14 protein-coding genes are annotated in these 17,987 nt (G+C 44.2%); 8 read left to right on the forward strand and 6 right to left on the reverse strand.

The genetic code is table 11. From position 1 onward, the window contains the following. The first annotated feature begins 29 nt into the window (after window positions 1–29). The 4 genes from IC007_RS00945 to IC007_RS00960 all read left to right on the forward strand — a co-directional run bounded on the left by IC007_RS00945 (window position 30) and on the right by IC007_RS00960 (window position 3,948). A complete protein-coding gene (locus IC007_RS00945; protein ID WP_054846390.1) occupies window positions 30–461 on the forward strand; it encodes a rubrerythrin family protein in 432 nt (143 codons plus the stop codon). Between the two features lie 3 nt (window positions 462–464). After that, a complete protein-coding gene (locus tag IC007_RS00950) occupies window positions 465–1,646 on the forward strand; it encodes a heterodisulfide reductase-related iron-sulfur binding cluster (RefSeq protein WP_054846391.1) in 1,182 nt (393 codons plus the stop codon). Beyond that, entirely contained in the window at window positions 1,633–2,193 is a 561-nt protein-coding gene (locus IC007_RS00955; RefSeq protein ID WP_054846392.1) for a DUF3501 family protein, read from the forward strand. Before IC007_RS00950 ends, IC007_RS00955 begins: the two co-directional genes overlap by 14 nt. A 312-nt stretch (window positions 2,194–2,505) precedes the next feature. Then, window positions 2,506–3,948, forward strand: coding sequence for an MFS transporter (locus IC007_RS00960; protein WP_149528219.1), 1,443 nt, complete (start codon window positions 2,506–2,508; stop codon window positions 3,946–3,948). A gap of 97 nt (window positions 3,949–4,045) precedes the next feature. On the opposite strand, the gene IC007_RS00965 is transcribed toward IC007_RS00960, so the two are convergent. The 3 genes from IC007_RS00965 to IC007_RS00975 form a co-directional block, all read right to left on the reverse strand. Next, on the reverse strand, window positions 4,046–4,471 hold the full coding sequence (locus IC007_RS00965; protein WP_232048957.1) for a thioesterase family protein: 426 nt from the start codon (window positions 4,469–4,471) through the stop codon (window positions 4,046–4,048). Window positions 4,472–4,574: 103 nt separating this feature from the next. Beyond that, complete coding sequence (locus tag IC007_RS00970; RefSeq protein WP_054846394.1) at window positions 4,575–5,078, reverse strand: biotin/lipoyl-containing protein; 504 nt, start codon at window positions 5,076–5,078, stop codon at window positions 4,575–4,577. After that, the gene (locus IC007_RS00975; protein WP_054846395.1) at window positions 5,078–6,604 is read right to left on the reverse strand and encodes an acetyl-CoA carboxylase biotin carboxylase subunit; all 1,527 of its coding nucleotides are present in this window, start codon (window positions 6,602–6,604) and stop codon (window positions 5,078–5,080) included. The genes IC007_RS00970 and IC007_RS00975 overlap by 1 nt, the downstream gene beginning before the upstream one ends. A gap of 292 nt (window positions 6,605–6,896) precedes the next feature. Between IC007_RS00975 and IC007_RS00980 the strand changes: the two genes are divergently transcribed. Continuing rightward, window positions 6,897–8,444, forward strand: coding sequence for an acyl-CoA carboxylase subunit beta (locus tag IC007_RS00980; RefSeq protein WP_149528220.1), 1,548 nt, complete (start codon window positions 6,897–6,899; stop codon window positions 8,442–8,444). Window positions 8,445–8,740: 296 nt separating this feature from the next. Here IC007_RS00980 and hel308 read toward each other — a convergent pair whose 3' ends face one another. After that, window positions 8,741–10,879, reverse strand: coding sequence for an ATP-dependent DNA helicase Hel308 (gene hel308 / locus IC007_RS00985; RefSeq protein WP_054846396.1), 2,139 nt, complete (start codon window positions 10,877–10,879; stop codon window positions 8,741–8,743). Window positions 10,880–11,080: 201 nt separating this feature from the next. Here hel308 and IC007_RS00990 point away from each other — a divergent pair, with 201 nt between their 5' ends. Then, window positions 11,081–11,293: a ribbon-helix-helix domain-containing protein gene (locus IC007_RS00990; protein ID WP_084739851.1), complete on the forward strand. Its 213-nt coding sequence runs from the start codon at window positions 11,081–11,083 to the stop codon at window positions 11,291–11,293. Beyond that, window positions 11,271–12,239 carry an inorganic phosphate transporter gene (locus IC007_RS00995; protein ID WP_054846398.1) on the forward strand — a complete coding sequence of 323 codons (969 nt, stop codon included), beginning with the start codon at window positions 11,271–11,273 and terminating at the stop codon, window positions 12,237–12,239. The genes IC007_RS00990 and IC007_RS00995 overlap by 23 nt, the downstream gene beginning before the upstream one ends. A 507-nt stretch (window positions 12,240–12,746) precedes the next feature. On the opposite strand, the gene IC007_RS01000 is transcribed toward IC007_RS00995, so the two are convergent. Next, complete coding sequence (locus IC007_RS01000; RefSeq protein ID WP_149528221.1) at window positions 12,747–14,246, reverse strand: glycosyltransferase family 2 protein; 1,500 nt, start codon at window positions 14,244–14,246, stop codon at window positions 12,747–12,749. 4 nt (window positions 14,247–14,250) lie between these two features. Beyond that, the gene (locus IC007_RS01005) at window positions 14,251–15,558 is read right to left on the reverse strand and encodes a tyrosine-protein kinase family protein (RefSeq protein ID WP_054846402.1); all 1,308 of its coding nucleotides are present in this window, start codon (window positions 15,556–15,558) and stop codon (window positions 14,251–14,253) included. 765 nt (window positions 15,559–16,323) lie between these two features. Between IC007_RS01005 and IC007_RS01010 the strand changes: the two genes are divergently transcribed. Then, window positions 16,324–17,913 carry an APC family permease gene (locus tag IC007_RS01010; RefSeq protein WP_054846403.1) on the forward strand — a complete coding sequence of 530 codons (1,590 nt, stop codon included), beginning with the start codon at window positions 16,324–16,326 and terminating at the stop codon, window positions 17,911–17,913. Window positions 17,914–17,987: the final 74 nt, after the last annotated feature.

Raw genomic sequence — 17,987 nt, forward strand, 5'->3', positions numbered from 1 at the left:
TAAGGCGAGATATTCATCTTAAGATAAAAATGAAAAGCATGAAAGGTACACAAACGGAGAAGAACTTCAAAGAAGGTTTTATAGGAGAATCAATGGCTAACAGGAGGTATCTTTATTTCGCAAAGAGAGCCGATGAGGAAGGGTATCCTGAAGTAGCCGGGTTGCTGAGAAGTATATCTGAGGGAGAGACCGCTCACGCTTTCGGACACTTGGACTTCATAAGACAAGGCGACTCAGTAGACCCCGCAACTGGGAAACCGATCAAGACAATAGAGGAGATGCTGGAGTCAGCAGTAGCAGGAGAGACCTACGAGTTCACACAGATGTACCCTGGCTTCGCTAAGACAGCTAGAGAGGAAGGTTTCGATGAGGCAGCTGAGTGGTTCGAAACCTTAGCAAGGGCTGAGAAAAGCCACGCAGAGAAGTTCACCAACATCCTTAAGCAAGTAAGGGGAGAGTAACATTTGTATTCGTTAAATAAAGACAATCCATCCTTTTTTGATAAAAATAAACTTCAGTCGGAGTTCATCCGTCAAGCTTCTGTCTGTCATGGTTGCAGAAGGTGCTTCAATTACTGTCCCGCTTTCCCTACACTCTTTAAGTTCACTGATTCTAAGGGGGTGAAAGCCTTAACTTTGGACGATCTTTACACAATAGCTTCAGAGTGTTTCCATTGTAACATGTGTTACGTCAACTGCCCTTTTACTCCTCCTAATGATCTAAACATGGACTTTCCCCACCTCTTGGAGTGGGGGTGGCTACTCATGAGGAAAGAGAGAGGGATACCGCTGAAGGAGAGGCTTTATGAGATGCTCGACTTCGTCGGGATAGCTAGGCCAATTGCGCCTGCTATGGTCAATTTCCTTGAGAGCGAGGACGCTCCCAAACTCAGAGTGTCGGAGAGAAGCTTCAAGCAGTCCTTCAGTGCTCCTAAGGTACCAAATCCCGTGGCGAAGGTGATCCTGTTTCCAACCTGTTTAGTCGATAATTTCTTCGTCGAGATAGGAAAGGACTTAGTTGAAGTCTACTCCAAACTGGGAATCCAAGTAGAGGTGGGTGACTTCGTCTGTTGTGGTGCTCCGATGCTAGACGCAGGAGACGCCGACGCGCTCAAGAAGAACGCTGAAAGGAACTATTCCAAGATCAAGGATTACCTTGAGAAGGGATACGACGTGGTGTCTCCAGTGCCCACTTGTACCCTCATGTTGTCCAAGGAATACCAATACGTGTTAGACAAGGAACAGATCAAGGTTTACGATGCCATGGAGTACCTAATGAAGTTGAAGAAGGAAGGCAAAATAAAGCTGGACTATAAGCTACCCTTGTCAGCTTTCTATCACGCTCCGTGCCACCTGAAATACTTAGGAGTTGGCTATCCTGGAGTTCAGACTTTAAGGATGATCAAAACGAAAGTGGAGCTTGCAGATAAAGGATGTTCTGGAATAGACGGGGGATGGGGTTTAAGGAACTACTCTAAGGCTAAGGTTGTCGGTTCAAAGATGATGGAGGCATTCTCGCAGAGCACGGCCGACGTCTTTGTGACTGAGTGCCCCTTGGCGGGAATGCAGATAGAGAAAGCGTCAGGAAAGAAGCCTTTACACCCGATCCAGATGCTCAAGAGGGCGATGGAAAATGATAAGAGTTGAAGAAGTACTCCCCTGGAAAGAATACGAACCCAAGAGGAGTGAAAGGATATCTAAGGCAGTAGAGATCAAGAAGGAGAGGAGGATAGAGCTGGGTGACAGGATGTCGATCCTGTTCGAGAACAAGGATACAGTCCTGCACCAGATTCAGGAGATGGTCTATCTGGACAGGTTGAGCAGCAAGGAGGACATCGAAAAGGAAATAGAGGTATACAAGAGTTGGCTACCTTGTGGGGGTAAAGTTAAGGCAACCCTCTACATTTACGCTAAGGATAATGCAGATCTCTTGAACGTTTTCAAGACCCTACCTAAGATATACGACTCCATTTTCCTGAAGGTAGGAGACAAGGTAATTCAGGGAGACCCTGAGAACGGCATAGACCAAGGAGAAGCGTTCTCTACATTACAACCCCTGACCTTCGATTTGCAGGGAGAGAGGTCATCCGACATAGAGATTCACGTTATACATGAGAACTATAAATTCAAGACCAAGATTCCAGAAACACTGGCTAAGAAGCTAATCGATGAAGCGTACGAGAAGTGCGGCTGACACTCTACAAAGATTTCAAGAGCAGAGAAAGTAAAGTAAATGGTAAAATCTTTTTTAAACCTTTTTATAGAAATTATATTAAAACGACGCTGGGTTCTCTTGGTCACATGAAATAATAGGTGAACTATTCTACTCTGTTTTTAAGTTACAGCGCATTATACACGCTTTTTATTAAGAATACATTTAATTTTAGAGAAAGAATCAAAAAGAACTCTGTTTCTAAATTCCTTTCTTCCTTACCTCTCCTTCATTTCATGAGAAATAAAAAAGATATATCGAAAAGCTTTTTAGGTATACCTTAAATCTCCTTATATGGATGTGAAAACAAGAACGTTAATTCTACTCTCTGCTATGCTCCTTATAGTGAATTACGTTGAGACCATGGTTGTTCCAGCTTTACCTACAATCGAGAGGGACTTCTCAATCTCCGCTACTCTAGCAGGCTGGGTAACTTCTGCTTACATGATTGTAGCAGCTGCAGCTTCTCCTCTGATGGGAAAGTTAGCTGATACTTACGGTAAAAAGAAAATATATACTATCGCTGTAGGGTTTTACATTCTCGCTGTGGCGATGGCAGGTTTCTCTCCCAACATTTGGTTCCTGCTGATAGCTAGAGGGATTCAAGGCATAGGCTTCTCCATGTTCCCTATCTCCATAGCCTTCATCACGGACTTATATCCCAGGGAAAGGGTAGCCTTCGCTCAATCTCTGTTGAGTGCAATGATAGGAATAGGACCGGCTCTTGGACTTCTCTTGGGGTCTTACGTTGTTGAGGATCTCGGATGGCCTTATGCTTTCCACACTGCCGCGATTCTCTCATTGATACTCTTCGCTCTCTCCCTGATGTATTTACCTCACACTGGGAACAGGAAGAAGGAGAAGGTGGACTACGTAGGAGCGTCCCTGATAGGAGCAGGAACTGTGATGACGTTAGTATATGTAACTGAAGGACCTACCTTGGGATGGACGTCGATTGAGAACTTCGGCTTCTTGTTCCTAGGCTTGATACTTTACGTAGCTTTCGTGTTCTTCGAGAGGAGAGTGAAGGAACCTTTACTGAGACTCGATCTTTTCAAGATAAGGAACTTCTCAGTAGCGAATCTGGTTGGTTTAGTTTCAGGAATAGGTATGTTCATGGTCTTCATCTTCCTGGTGTACTACGCTCAGATTCCGTCTCCCTATGGGCTAGGACTTACCATAATACAGTCTGGACTCATAATGTCGCCAGTAGCCTTGGGTATGATAATCTTCGGCCCTATCATGGGTAAGTTAATGCCTAAGATAGGTCCTAAGCCTATAATAGTAGCTGGAGCCACTCTATCGATCATATCTTACCTGATGCTCTGGAAGTTCAGAAGCACTCCTACTGAATTGCTGGCAGACGGGTTCGTTTCTTCCATTGGTTTAGTAGCGGTTATCCTCCCATTAGTTAACATAGTGGCATTATCCCTCCCTGACGAGTACAGAACTACTGGACTGGGAATGAACACTCTGCTGAGAACCCTAGGTGGATCTGTAGGTCCTGTAGTAGCAACAGCAATGATGGAGACCTATCAGGATCCTATAGTGATGCTCATGAATGGACAGCCGATGGTATTAGGCTTCGTCCCGTCGTCTCTTGCCTTCGATTACATCTCGTTCTTCGGAGTCGGCATCATGGTGATCACCCTGATCATTTCCCTATTCCTCAAGAATTATACCTTCAGTGCTAGGAAGGTACAGAGGCAGGAGAAAGAAGAAACAGTTACGGCCTAATGGTTTTCCTTTCTCTTTATAAAAGGAAGGAAAGAAAAATAAGCTTAATTTAGTCTTTTTAAGAAAAGGCTGGAGAATACCATGAAAATTTCCTGAGCTATTTTTCAATTCTCTTATAAAATTCCTTTTCGTTCACTATAACTCTTTCGTGGATCCCCTCAGCGATCTTCTTCCCCTTCCAATATACCTCAGCCTTAAATCTTATCTTTCTTCCGTTTACAGAGTCCACAGTAGATATTACTTCCACCTTTTCTCCTATGGGGACAGGTGAAAGATGGTAAACGTCGATATGAAAACCTACAGTTGTGCTTCCCTCTTCAAGCGTGTTTTGAACGAGGTGAAAAGACACGTTCTCTATGAACGATATTACTGATGGTGTTGAAAGAACGTTCACAGCACCACTTGCTACGCTCGATGCAGAATCTGAGCTTTGAACTTGAAATTCCTTCCTTGCTGAGACCCCTGTATTGATCATGGTAGTCAATTCGCGTTTACAAGTTATATAAGGAACTCTTGACTTCATGAAGTTGCTTCAAGGTGATGCTAAGGGAATTAAAACCAGGTAATATCACGGTTATTAAACACTAAATTAGTAAAAAGGCATAAAACATGAAAGAAAAAATTCTTTACTTAAGTATCAAGAGTAAATCTCCCTTCTTTACACCCTGACCTGGTTTCACCATTATCTTCTCTATTACGCCGGCAATCGGAGCAGAGATCATTGTTTCTGACTTCATTGCCTCAATCGAGAGCAGAGGTTGACCTTTTGTTACCGCATCACCTTCCTTCACTCTTATAGCTACTACCCTTCCTTGTAGAGGTGAGAGGACTTCTCCCTCCTTTCCTTTCATTAACTCCTCTATTGATTGACCTTCCTTCACAGGTAGCTCATTAACTCTGTCTACTTTGTATTCTTCCTCCTGGTCTAAGATCAGGAAACCCTCGTCCAAGGTTATGCTGTGTATTTGGTCTCCTACCTTGAACAAGTACTCGTTCTCCCTTGTCCCCTTACCCAGGAACTCAACTACCATCTCTCCCTCTTCGCTCTTCACCGTGTCCTTGTTGTCCTTTTGATCGTAGCTTACTACGTAAGTTTCCCCTGTGTCCATGTAGACTCTGAGCAGTTTCATTACCACATCACCCTCGCGTTTGCTTGAGCTTGCACTCCGTATGTCTTCCACGCTGACTTAGGCTTCGCATTTCCCTCTTCTTGCGTTCTAGTGTTGCCTCTCATTAGACCTCTGTTGTACACTGAAGCTGCTAACGCTGTCTTCAACATTTCCTTCTCCTTCAACTTCTTCACGAATAATTCACTCTTGTCTGCTATGTATGCTGTTGTGAAGTTCCCCGTCTGGTAGTCCTCATCGTCCATGATGAGTTTGTAGAGTGGTATCGTTGTCTTTATACCTCCTATCTTGAGGTCTCTCAGAGCTCTCCTTCCGGTCTCTATGGCACGTGCTCTGTTCTCGCCGTACACCATTAACTTAGCTACCAGGGAGTCGTAGAATGGGGGTACCCAGCTCCCTCTCTCGATCCCACTGTCGAGCCTTACGTTAGGACCGTTTGGTTCCTTGTAATAAGTTACGTAACCTGAGCTTCCGGTGAAGTTGTTCAACGGGTCCTCAGCGTTTATCCTGTACTCTATGGCGTGTCCTCTGATCTTCAGTTCCTCTTGGGTAAATGGAAGGTGTTCTCCTGCAACTAGCCTTATCTGAAGTTTAACCAGGTCTATCCCCGTTATCAGCTCCGTAATTCCGTGCTCCACCTGAAGCCTCTTGTTGAGTTCCAGGAAATACAAGTCCTTGGTCACGTCTGAGTAAGCGAACTCCATGGTTCCTAAGGCGAAGTACCCAATTCTCTTGCCGAACCTGACTGAAGCATCGATGAACTCTTGCCTCTTCTCCCATGTTAGAGCAGGTGAAGGAGCTTCCTCAATGAGCTTCTGGTTCCTCCTCTGTATTGTACATTCCCTCTCGAAAGCTACAACGTAACTCCCGTATTTGTCTCCTATGAGCTGAGTCTCTATGTGCCTCGGCCTCACTGCTGCTTTCTCTATGTAAAGATCAGGTCTACCGAAGGCCTCCTTTGCTAACCTCTTATTTCTTTCCCATATATCCATGAGCTGGTCTGCGTTATCTGCCCTTGTTATTCCTATACCTCCACCGCCGTAGGCTGCCTTCACCATGACCGGATATCCTATTTTCTCAGCTAACTTCAGTGCTTCATCTAGCGAACCTACTGGTCCATCCGACCCTGGAGCTATAGGCGTTCCTGCTTCCTTTGCTACCCTCTTTCCGTCCAGCTTACTCTTCACTCTGTTGATTACCTCTGACGAGGGCCCAATGAAGGTCATTCCGGCTTTCTCCACTGCTTCGGCGAAGTCTGCTCTCTCCGACAGGAACCCGTATCCCGGGTGGACAGCGTCAGCGTGAGCCTTCTCCGCAGCGTCTACTATCCTTTGAATGTTCAGATAACTCTCGATAGACGGAGACGGGCCTATGTAATAGGCTTCGTCAGCGTATTTCACGTGAACAGCGTATTTGTCTGCCTCTGAGTATACTGCTACAACTTTCATTCCCATCTCTTTTATTGCCTTCATTACCCTTACTGCAATCTCTCCTCTATTTGAAACTAGAACTTTTCCAAATGGTGGCATGTCATTTTAGAATGTTTAGTCTAGTTTAAAAAGCTTTTACTTTTCAATATTTGCACTCAGCGTTCGAATTTGTCTTCACAGATCGGTTCCCGGATTCGTCATCACACGGGATAGAAGTTATCGGTTTTCTAATGTATTAACTTTAACGCGATTCAGGATACGTCTCTATTAATTATTTTTAAGAAAATTTCATCTTCAATGAAGAATTAATAAGATATAACGGATATAAAGTTTTTAAGCAACTGTATTCATTCTCTATCGGGGATGTCATATTTCATTTGAAAAACCACCTATGGATAAGCTCATCGAGGAAATGAGAAACATAAAAGGTAAAGCGATGGCAGGAGGAGGAGAGGACAAGATAAAGGCACAACATGAGAAGGGGAAGATGACAGCTAGGGAGAGGATAGCACTTCTCTTCGACGAAGGGACGTTCAGTGAGGTCATGACTCTTGCGAAGACCCAGAGCACTGAGTTCGGCCTCGACAAAACCGAATACTACGGTGACGGTGTGGTAACGGGATGGGGAAAGATTGACGGAAGGACTGCTTTCGTTTACTCCCAGGACTTTACCTCTATCGGAGGAACTCTCGGAGAGATGCATGCGAGCAAGATAGCTAAGGTATACGAGTTAGCGTTGAAGGTAGGCGCACCAGTCATAGGGATAAACGACTCCGGTGGTGCCAGAATTCAGGAAGGGGCGGCATCACTAGAAGGGTATGGTGTGGTCTTCAAGAATAACGTCATGGCATCTGGAGTGATTCCTCAAATAACGATCATGGCAGGGCCTGCAGCTGGAGGTGCAGTGTACTCTCCTGCTTTGACTGATTTCCTCATCATGGTCAAAGGAGAAAGCTACTACATGTTCGTCACCGGACCTGAAATAACCAAGGTCGTCTTGGGAGAAGACGTTAGTATGCAGGACCTGGGAGGTGCAGTAGTCCACGCAAGTAAGTCTGGAGTAGTTCACTTCATGGTAGACAGCGAGCAGGAAGCTTTGAACACGGCTAAGAGACTCCTCTCTTACTTACCGTCAAATAACATGGAGGAACCTCCCTTCATGGACACGGGTGATACTAATGACAGGGAGGTCAAGGACGCTGAGAGTATAGTTCCGACAGACCCCGCTAAGACCTTTGACATTAGGGATCTACTTTACGCTGTGGTTGACAACGGAGAGTTCCTTGAGGTCCACAAGCATTGGGCACAGAACATGACTGTAGGGTTCGCCAGGGTGGCAGGTAACGTAGTAGGGATCGTTGCAAACAACTCGGCCTACGCTAGCGGAGCAATAGATATAGATGCGTCCGATAAGGCAGCTAGATTCATAAGGTTCTGTGATGCCTTCAACATACCACTCGTTAGCATAGTTGATACCCCCGGGTACGTGCCGGGTACTGACCAGGAATATAGAGGGATCATAAGACATGGAGCGAAAATGCTTTACGCGTTTGCAGAGGCTACCGTGCCTAAGGTAACAGTAGTTGTCAGAAGGTCTTACGGAGGAGCCCACATAGCCATGAGCATAAAGAGCCTAGGTGCAGACGTCATTTACGCATGGCCTTCAGCAGAGATAGCAGTCACTGGTCCTGAGGGTGCTGTAAGGATACTTTACAGGAAAGAGCTCCAGTCAGCGTCTAATCCTGACGACGTCCTAAAGCAGAGGATAGCAGAATACAAGAAACTTTTCGCCAACCCGTACTGGGCAGCGAAGAAAGGCTTGATAGACGACGTGATAGAGCCTAAGGACACTAGGAAAGTGATAATGAGTGCACTTTCAATGCTAAAGAACAAGAGAGAATACAGATATCCTAAGAAGCATGGAAATATTCCTCTCTAACTAGTGTTTTTTTTAAAAAAAAACAAATTTTCTTCTCCTCCTCTTTATCTGAGTTGTAGGAGTTTCTCTCTATTTTTAGTTCAGAGAACTATGTTGTACTTCATTTCCTTTTTAACGGGGGTATTGGGGGAGAAGACCAGAGTGAGCTGGGTAGTTCACTGTTCTTGCTTGACGTCTACAGATGATCCCCTCAGTGTTAATTAGACTTAACTAACGTTAGTGTATTCTTCTCAAGGAGCGGTTTTTCCCCTAACGACTCTAGTAATAAAGCTAAAGCTTTAAGTACGTCCTCGTCGTCATGGAATGTAATCGTATCCCCTTTCTTCGCCATGATTACCTTTTCCAAGTATTCTTGCAGCCTCATGGACTGTCCTCTCTCCCAATTTTTCGCCTAGGATACGCTTAACTTTTTCTGGTTCCATGACCACGTCAGCTAAACTGCGAATATCTTCATTCCAAAGCTGTCTTGCCCTTTTTCTTCCTATACCAGGAATCTGGACTAATTCTACCAACTCCTCTTTAACTCCGTCCTTGACTCTCGTGTTCAACCTCCTCAGAGATTCCTCATGCGTTTCCTCTTTCATCACCTGCGCTATCATGTATCCGCTGTACGTTAGCCAATCCATTGACTCCACCATGTTTCTCAGATCTCCTGACCCTATGCCGTATCTGGACAGGATTGTGTCCTCGTCCACTTCCTCTATCCAGTCGTGGATGATGAACGCTATTTTCATTGCAGAGAGGTACAGCGACATTTCCAACTCGTCGAAGGGTTCGTCAATAAACATCTTGCAGTCCACATCGTAAAGGAGTGACTCGTCCATGTTTGAGGTCCCAACTATCGGTGCGTCAGGGGTATAAGCTAACATGTGAAGGTAAGCTAAATCGCATGAAGGAGCCTTCCCTTTTAATGAGTCCTTTACCGTAACAGCGGTGAACGGGTTCACGTATATGTCCGCGACTTTCTTTCCAAACTGAGTTAGCTTGACAGTGTCTTCCTCGATTATGAACTCGTGGTCCTTCAGCCACTCAACTCCTTTGTCGAAATGGGAATCTATCATCTCGTCACTCAGGAGTGTCTCCTCCACGTAAGTCCTCAACGCGTTTCTCGTCATCTCTCCGTCAGCTGAAAGTGTGCCTAAGAGGAAGGAGTAAAATGCGTTCTCAGCACCGAGTTTAGACTCTATCGGCTCCACATCGGACGTCAGATACTTCTCGAAGATTTTTTCGAAGTTCCTCTTATCCCTCAAGACAATGATGGATTCACCCTCAGAGTCGAAGCCAGGTCTTCCTGCCCTCCCACTCATCTGCTTATACTCCATGACCGGTATCTCTTCCCTAAACCCGGTCACTTTCCTGTTATACCTGAACACGTCCCCCACTATTACTGTCCTAGCGGGCAAGTTAACACCGGCTGCCAAAGTAGGTGTTGCCACTATCACCTTTATTTTCCTTTCCTTGAACCCCCTCTCTATGATCTCTCTCAGTCCCCTCGAGAGACCCGCGTGATGATAAGCTACACCTCTCCTCACCAGAAGGGAGAGGTTTTCCCTCTCTGTAGCGCCTGCGTCTTCTACTTCCTCTATCTCCTTAGAGAGTTCAAGGAGCTCCTGGGTTTCCTTGAATTTACCTGACAACGACTTCGCAGTCCCCTCGGCATACCTCCTCGAATTTCTGAACACTAGGACTTGCCCTCCCCTGGAGATGCTGTCCAGAGTGTAAGCCTCTATCGGATCGTCTCCTTTGACCCTCTTAGTAGTCCCGTCCTTAAAGGTGACCAAGTAACTCTTGCCTGACGGATACATGACTCCCTCTACCAGCTTAACGGGTCTCCACGACGTGCTCACATACTCTGCGTGGAGCCACCTAGATATCTCTTGGTAGTTTGATATAGTTGCACTGAGAGCTAAGAGCCCTCTCCTCTTTGCTCTAACAGCCACGCTCTCCACCACCGGGCCCCTTGACGGGTCGTTCAGGTAATGAAGCTCATCGAGGATGAAGTAATTAACCTCTTCAAGCCACCCAGGTCTGTGTCTCCAAAGCGAGTCAAGTTTCTCATATGTTGTGACTATGATGTCGTAGTTCTTCAGGTAATTGTCTTCACTGTCGTACTCTCCTGAGGTCATCCCTACTCTGAAACCTAAAGGCTCCCACTCCTTGAAGGTGGAGTACTTCTCTGTGGTCAAAGCCCTGAGCGGAGTAACGTAAATTACCTTTCCTCCTTCCTTCTTGAGGTGGCTTATCGCACCAAGTTCTGCTATCAATGTTTTCCCGGAGGCAGTAGGTGACGCTATTACGAGTCTCTTCCCGTCCAAGAGACCTTTCCTTATAGCCTCTGTTTGAGGTGGATTAAGCTTAGTAATCCCCCTCTTCTTGAGTATCGTTTTGGCTTCGGGAAATTGAAGCTGTTCTATATCAAGAAAAGTGTACTCCATGAAATCATATATTCTTCTTACGGTTCAGCTTAAAAGCACTCCGGCTCATATTAATTCTAGATTTTTAAACGGTAGTTAGGAAAACTTTAAATCTGACGTCTCTTACGCTTCACAAAAATCCTTATAAGTCTATATAAACTATGATGACGGTTTAGCGTCGGAAGGTTTATGTATGTCAACCCCGTATATCTTAAGATAGCCATGGAAGAGATTCGCAAATTGAATGAAACAACCTACCTTATAGACGTCACGGGAACTGTGACTGTGTCTTTCAAGCTTGAAGATTCATTTATAAACGAGATAGATAAGGTCGTGAAGAGCCTAAACTACACGAATCGAAGCGATCTTATAAGGGACGCGATAGAAGCTTATCTTAGGTATCTGAAGCAGAATGAACGGTCAATCAATACTTGATTTGCTCCTGTTCACAATAGGTCTGGTAGCATCCTTCGTAGTAAGTGGAAACAATAACGCGACTTCGTTGGGAGTGTTGTTTGCAACTAATGCTGCTAGGAGAAAGAGCTCTTACATCATTAATACTGTAGCTATGTTTCTAGGTGCGTCCCTTGGAAGCGTGACGATGTATGGGAGCATTTTCTCCATAGTACAGGGAGAAAAGGAGTATGTCGAAGCGTCGGTTTTCTCTGTCCTCTTCTCTTCAATTTTCTCGTTCTATTATCTGAATAGAGTAGGAGTGCCTTCCTCTTTGAGCCAGATGATTTACCCTTCATTAGCGATACTGGTCTTGGTATCAAAGGGAGAGATTCTGTTCAACTGGTTTAAGTTCTGGTTCACCGTGTCCTCTTGGATCATCTCTCCTATCGTTGCCATAGTTACTTCGTTACTCATGTACAGGTTCATGAAGTCCAGGGTGAAAGGAGAGAAGAATTTAAGCAGGCAAATGAAGGTCTATCGTTACATGATAATGGTTTCCTCAGCATTCACTTCCTTCGTTGTTGGAGCTAACGCGGTAGGAATAATCATCTCAGCAGGGCTATTGTCAGCACCTCTGGTCATCGTGGTCTTCTCGTATTCTATAGCTGCTTCCCTTGGGATATTCTTCTCCAAGAAGACAGCAATTACTGTTGGTTTCAGGCTCACTAAGCTGGGTTATGTTGGAGCGTCTTCCTCGATCATAGGAAGCAACATCGTTAACCAAGTCTTCACTGTCCTAGGCATACCTATTTCGATAACTCAAACTATCCTGGGAGGAATAATAGGCTTGAGCTTGAGGGCTATGACCAAAGACGTCGTGAAACAGATAAGGCAGGTTGCGAAGGGATGGGTAACTTCCCCGTTCTTATCTATAATAGTTTCGCTAGCTTCTTATGGTATAGTAAAAAGCGTCCTCGGGATCTAGTTTACTTCAACCGTGTTCCGAGACGGAGCCTCTAGATTCCCTCTTTTCGGTCTAAATTTAGTATAATAGGATATTTTGTTTTTAAAATAAGATACTAAAAACAGAAAAACAAAAAGACAGAAAGTAATGATAGATCTAAAATTACAATTTATAAAGAAAGCTTCAAATCAACCTATAACGGGATCTGAAATCTAGTAACGGAAGCCAATTTTTGAAACCACGAGACGCTCAGATAGACGAAAAAAAGGATCAGACTGTCCTCCGAAGTAAACCGTTAAGTACACATCCATGTATTTAGTAGTTTTGTACAACTTTTTCAATTAAATTTGATACGGTTATTTAGATAAATTAAGCCAAGCTATGATAATAACCTCTACAGAGTAGAAATACTGCGTCTTAATAGTTGTTGTGTTAGTGTCTCGATTACATGGAAATTTAGCTAGGTAACAAAAAATTTATAAGAGTTAGAAATTTGAGTCTAGCTCTTAAGTTCACTTAATCAGCAAACTAATCTTTAATAATTTTTTCTTTAATGTAATTTTCTGTGCTATCCTCTCCTATTTTTAAGGCAAAGAATATAGCGCCTATGACGAAGAATAGTTGATACGAAGCCCAAAATAAGTTAACGTAGATTGAATACTTTAGAATAACATCTCGAGACGTCAAGCCCAAGTATATTCCGTGAATAATAGAGATCACGAGGAGTACTGTGACGATGATGTGAGGAATGACCACTCTCAAGGAAAGGGCAGATCTTCCCTTGGGGGTCACCTTAAACGGGACTTTCCTTCTTGACAGCCACGCTATAAAAGACGATGTTACCCCGAAGAACTCGAGGTATTCAACGAACTGGTGATAGAGGAACCCCTTGACGCCGTACTCTCTCCCTTTCATAGAGTAGAAGAAGAGAGCCATGGAAACCACGATGTAAGACCCATAAGCTAGAGCATAGAGCACGGGGTTTATGACAAGAAAAGGTAAGCCTGACAAAAGGAAAATCACTGGAGCTATGAGTTCCGCCGCAGTTAAAGGCCCTTCTTTGAGCCAGTAGAAGAACCCAGCTATGAAATCGAAGAAGACAGAGAAATTCAACCTGTATTTTAATATCTTTCTCGTCAACTGAAAGTATCCTAGAGCCCACCTAGACTGTTGAGAGACGAATGCTGCGGCGTCTCTAGGAGGCTCTCCGTACCAGATAAGAGGCACGTTCACGTAAACCACTTGGTATCCCTTCTCGTAAAGCTTGAGCGATGTCGCAGCGTCCTCAGTGATGCTCTCTTCATCCATCAATCCTACATCCTTCAGTGCTGATATCCTGAACGTCGACCCAGAGCCTAAGGAGAACGCTGATCTCCTGTTCCTCCCTTTCATGATGACGTTGAGAAAGGGGACTTGCTGGTAGTAGGACCCCAACGCCACCGGGGATCCTAGTTCGGTGTAGTTTTGGGGGACTTGTACCATGGCTACGTTAGGATCTTGGAAATACTGCAATATATCATGAAAGTAGCTTTTCACGGGCCTCTGATCGGCGTCGAAGATCGATACTAAATCGTATCCATGTATCATTCTCAGTGCGTTGTTTATTGCGCCTGCCTTGAAACCCTTCCTGTCAGTCCTATGGATATATGTGATTCCAACAGACTCGCAATATTTCTTCAGTTCGTTAGAGACCCTCTCGTTTGTGGAATCGTCTAGCAGGAACACGTCCCCGTAACCTTTTGTAGCTTTCACAACTGAGTCTAGCGTGCCTTTCACTATCTCTGGGTCCTCATTGAAAGAAGTGACGAAACTCGCCACTCTCAGCCTAGTCGACTCTGAAGTTAAAGTGACCTCTTCTCTTTTATTTGAAAAGGATAAAATTATAAAATTAATAAAAATCACTGTTCCGACAGCTGAGGACAACCAAATCAGGTAGTTTAACCACGCTAACCAGGGGATTCCTAAGGTAAGGATGGTCAGGATTCCCGCTCCCAAGAATGTAAGGGCGAACACTATTTTGTTGATCATGGAATCACTCGACTGGATTTATCATGTAACCGTTAGGATCAGTTTTGATTGACGTATCAACGAGAGGTTTTAGGGTTTCACACTCACCTTCGTTCGTTTCGTCGCATATGAGGATTACCTTTTGGAAGGAGCCTATCAACGACCCTATAATGGCGTTCCAGAACTCGTAACGTTGGGACCCAATCTCACAGCAATTCGATGCGGGAGATATGTCATTAACACGGTAGAAAACTGCGGTGGACTCGTCTTTCCTCACCTTCAATATTTCCTTCGAAAGCGATCTGGCAAGCTTGAGGACGTCCTTGATATCCCTAAGCTCGAACCTCTTCGTCCTATAGTCTTCAGTTATTCCTATTTTCCTATACTTTTCGAACTTGTCGAGAATTTTCTCGTTAGTGTACACTATTAGCGGATTTCCTTTTACCAGAGCTTTAACTATATCCGTCTTCTTGGTATCAGCCTTTCCGTAGACTAGGATAAGCCTTCCTTCAACGTCCTCTAAGGAAGAGTAAGAGGGGAGTATAAGCCCACCAGAGTAATCGTTCTCGACTATCTTGTTTGAGAGTTGCTCTATGGGAGGTAAAATAGGCACGTCGATGATCCCTCCTGAGAAGCTCTCAAGCTCGTTTTCATTTTTCTCTATAACCCCGTAAATCACACCTAACCTTCTGGTGATGTCTTCTAGTTTGGATCTAACGTAGGAAAGTTCCTCTACGTTTGCCCTAACTTTATTAACTATAAAAAAGGAGTACGCACTTCTAACTGGTGCCTCTATTTCTATCTTTTTCATGTAATTAACTGTATTTTCTATATCATACCTTGACGGAGTAGAAACGTAAGTCCTATAGACCTTCGCTGACGGGAATATATCACTGAATATTTCGGCCTCGTGTTTTACAACGTCAGATGAGTAATCGATCGCGGGAGGGTTATCCACTATGAAGTAGTTGTATTCGTCACTCCTCAGAATCTTGGAATAGGCTTCCCTAAAGAGTTCCTTGAATTTATCATCCTTGTGGACTCTTTTCAGGAGCTCCTCAGTGTTTTCCTTGCTGAAAAGTCTTACAACTGTTATTTTACCTATACCGAAATTTATTTCCTTTATGTTCCTCCAATAGTCCTCTCCATTAAATATTGAAGATAGGACACCGTCCCCAGGGATACCGGCTAAATCTGATGCGTAACCTATAATGTCGCGGTCCACCAAAAGTACCTTATGCTTTCTCGCAAGGGCCTTCCCCAGCGATACGGCTATGGTTGACTTTCCTACACCGCCTTTTATCCCCATCATCACTATCTTAGTCTTGTCCAAGACAGTTTGACTTCATCATGGAAGATTTTAAGCCTATTTAATGGAAGAGAATTTATATAGACAATCAACGATCAATTTAACTAGCTTTAGTCCTTTTAAAAATCTTGTTTATATATATAATTTAGATATTCAAAGTAATTTAATTAATAGATTTTATAAAAATCTAACCATAGCTGTTGTAAAGACGACAAGTTAAAACTGTAGCTGAGTTAAGATCACGTGAGCTATTCCCTCACCAACGGACCCAAAATCTGTCCTCAGAAATAATAACAATAACAAAATATCATAACGCTTTTGTTGTTAAAGTTTGTAACTCTTTGGCAAATAATAAAAATTTAAGGTGAGACCCTCATCATTTACTCAAATGTATATATTTCTCGTTAAGGAACTACATCGTAATTCTTGAAATCTTTCCTATAATTTCTCTTAGATGTTAGAAAATAATAATAAAAAATAATGATAATAAAAAGAAATATAATTATTTCACAAAAATTTAGATAAAATCGTTTCCTTTCGTTGCGTTTTACTGTGTATAACACGTCAGAATTTTGTTAAATAGTCATTGTTATATTTAGTGAAGTGATTTTGGGTCTACCGTCAGGGAAGGGGAGAGTTCCGGCCCCTTAACTCCCATCAAGTTAAAACCTTGATGTCATACTTCGTATTTCAGGAGCTGTTGAAAACTATCACGTAGATTTAGACGGCGTTAGTCTGGAGAGATAACTTTAAAAGACAATTGTTCCTTTTACCATTAGGGTTACCCTAATGAGTAAGGCAGAGAGTGTTCCAAGGCTAAAGAGAGGCGTGGTCGGAACTCTGGAAGCTATAGGTCAGGAGATAGCTGCAATGGCTCCCGCGTGTGACACGGTAGCTTTCATAACTTCAGCTGCCGCGTTCGCTTTCATCCTGACCCCATTAGCTTTCCTGTTGGCAATGCTGACGATGTACCTTGAAGTCAACACACTTTACCATCTATCTAAAAGACACGCTAGTGCTGGCGGTTACTACGGATACATAGCTACAGCCTTCAGTCCCATTCCAGCTGCGGTTTCTGGGTTTCTATACGTCCTGTACCAAGTAGCTAGCACTGCTGCTATTCCAGTGTATGTTGCAGGTGTCGTGCTACCTGGAGTTCTCAGTTACTTCTTCGGAATTACGTTGCCTGGGTGGATTTGGATTCCCTTCATACTCACGTTCATTATAGTCCCTATAGGTCTAGCCATGGTGGGAATAAGGCCTCAGATGAAGTACATAAGGTACGCTGCCCTTGCTGAAGTTGCGTTTCTCGGTATCACAGGACTGATAGTGATCCTGAAGGCTCCTGATAACACACTGCAGGTGTTCAACCCCTACGCATGGCCCCAGTTTACGGGTAAGTTCGCACCGGAAGGCGGACCAGTAGCAGGGTTAGGACTCGGAATGATATTCGGTATTACGAGTTTCATCGGATATGGTGGGTCAGCTCCATTAGGAGAGGAAGCTAAGAGCAGCAAGAGCATAACCAAAGCCTTGATATTCGGAGTATTAATAGTAGGAATAGTATTAACAGAGGAAGCCTATGCTACCATAGTGGGGTGGCCCGGAGGACTCACACCTAAAGGTATGACTGCATTCGTGAATAACCCTATACCAGGGATCATAGTTTACTCCACGTATCTGACTGTTGCAGGAGGCTTGTTGTTAGCTCTATTTGCGTTCAACTCGGCGTTCTCAGATTCTGTCGCTATGCAGTCCAACGCTGGAAGGGTTTACTTTGCCATGGCTAGAGACGGACTACTGCCAAAGTCTTTCGCTGAGGTTCACCCGAAGTTTGTCACTCCTGTGAAGTCATTGGCTTTCATAGCTATTGCATCATCTATTCTCTCGATATTGGCAGGATTCGTTATAGGCTACTATTCAGGCGTTAGCCCGATACAGATGTTAACACTTCCCGCAACTTCGTCCCAGATTTACGGTGCTCTCAGCAACGTGTTCGACTTCTTAACTACCATAGCTCTGGTAGGTCTGGTCACAGTACACCTGATGCTCAACACAGCAGTAATTACACTTTACAGGAGACTAAAGGAGAACCATTTCGGGCTGAACAAGATACTTCATCCTATACAGCACTATGTGCTCCCTGGTGTGGCCACGGTAGTATTCGGGTATGTGCTCTACGCTTCCATATGGCCTCCAGTGTTCCCGGTGACACAAGCAGTCGTAGCTACTTTCCTTTACATCCTTGCAATGAGCTTGTACACACTTAAGCTATGGAGAGATAAGCCCGAGGTGCTGAGGAACGCAGCTAGGAGGGTGAACATAGTCGAGGAGGAACTTCGCGAAGCTGCAGGCCAGAAGAACGATAACGGAAGTTAGAGTGTGATTTTCCCCATCTTTTTATCTAGAAGTAAATATTTTTAGCCTCCCAGTTCCGACCACGTAAACACCTA

The sequence above is a fragment of the Sulfuracidifex tepidarius genome (assembly GCF_008326425.1).
Taxonomy (GTDB): Archaea; Thermoproteota; Thermoprotei_A; order Sulfolobales; family Sulfolobaceae; genus Sulfuracidifex; species Sulfuracidifex tepidarius.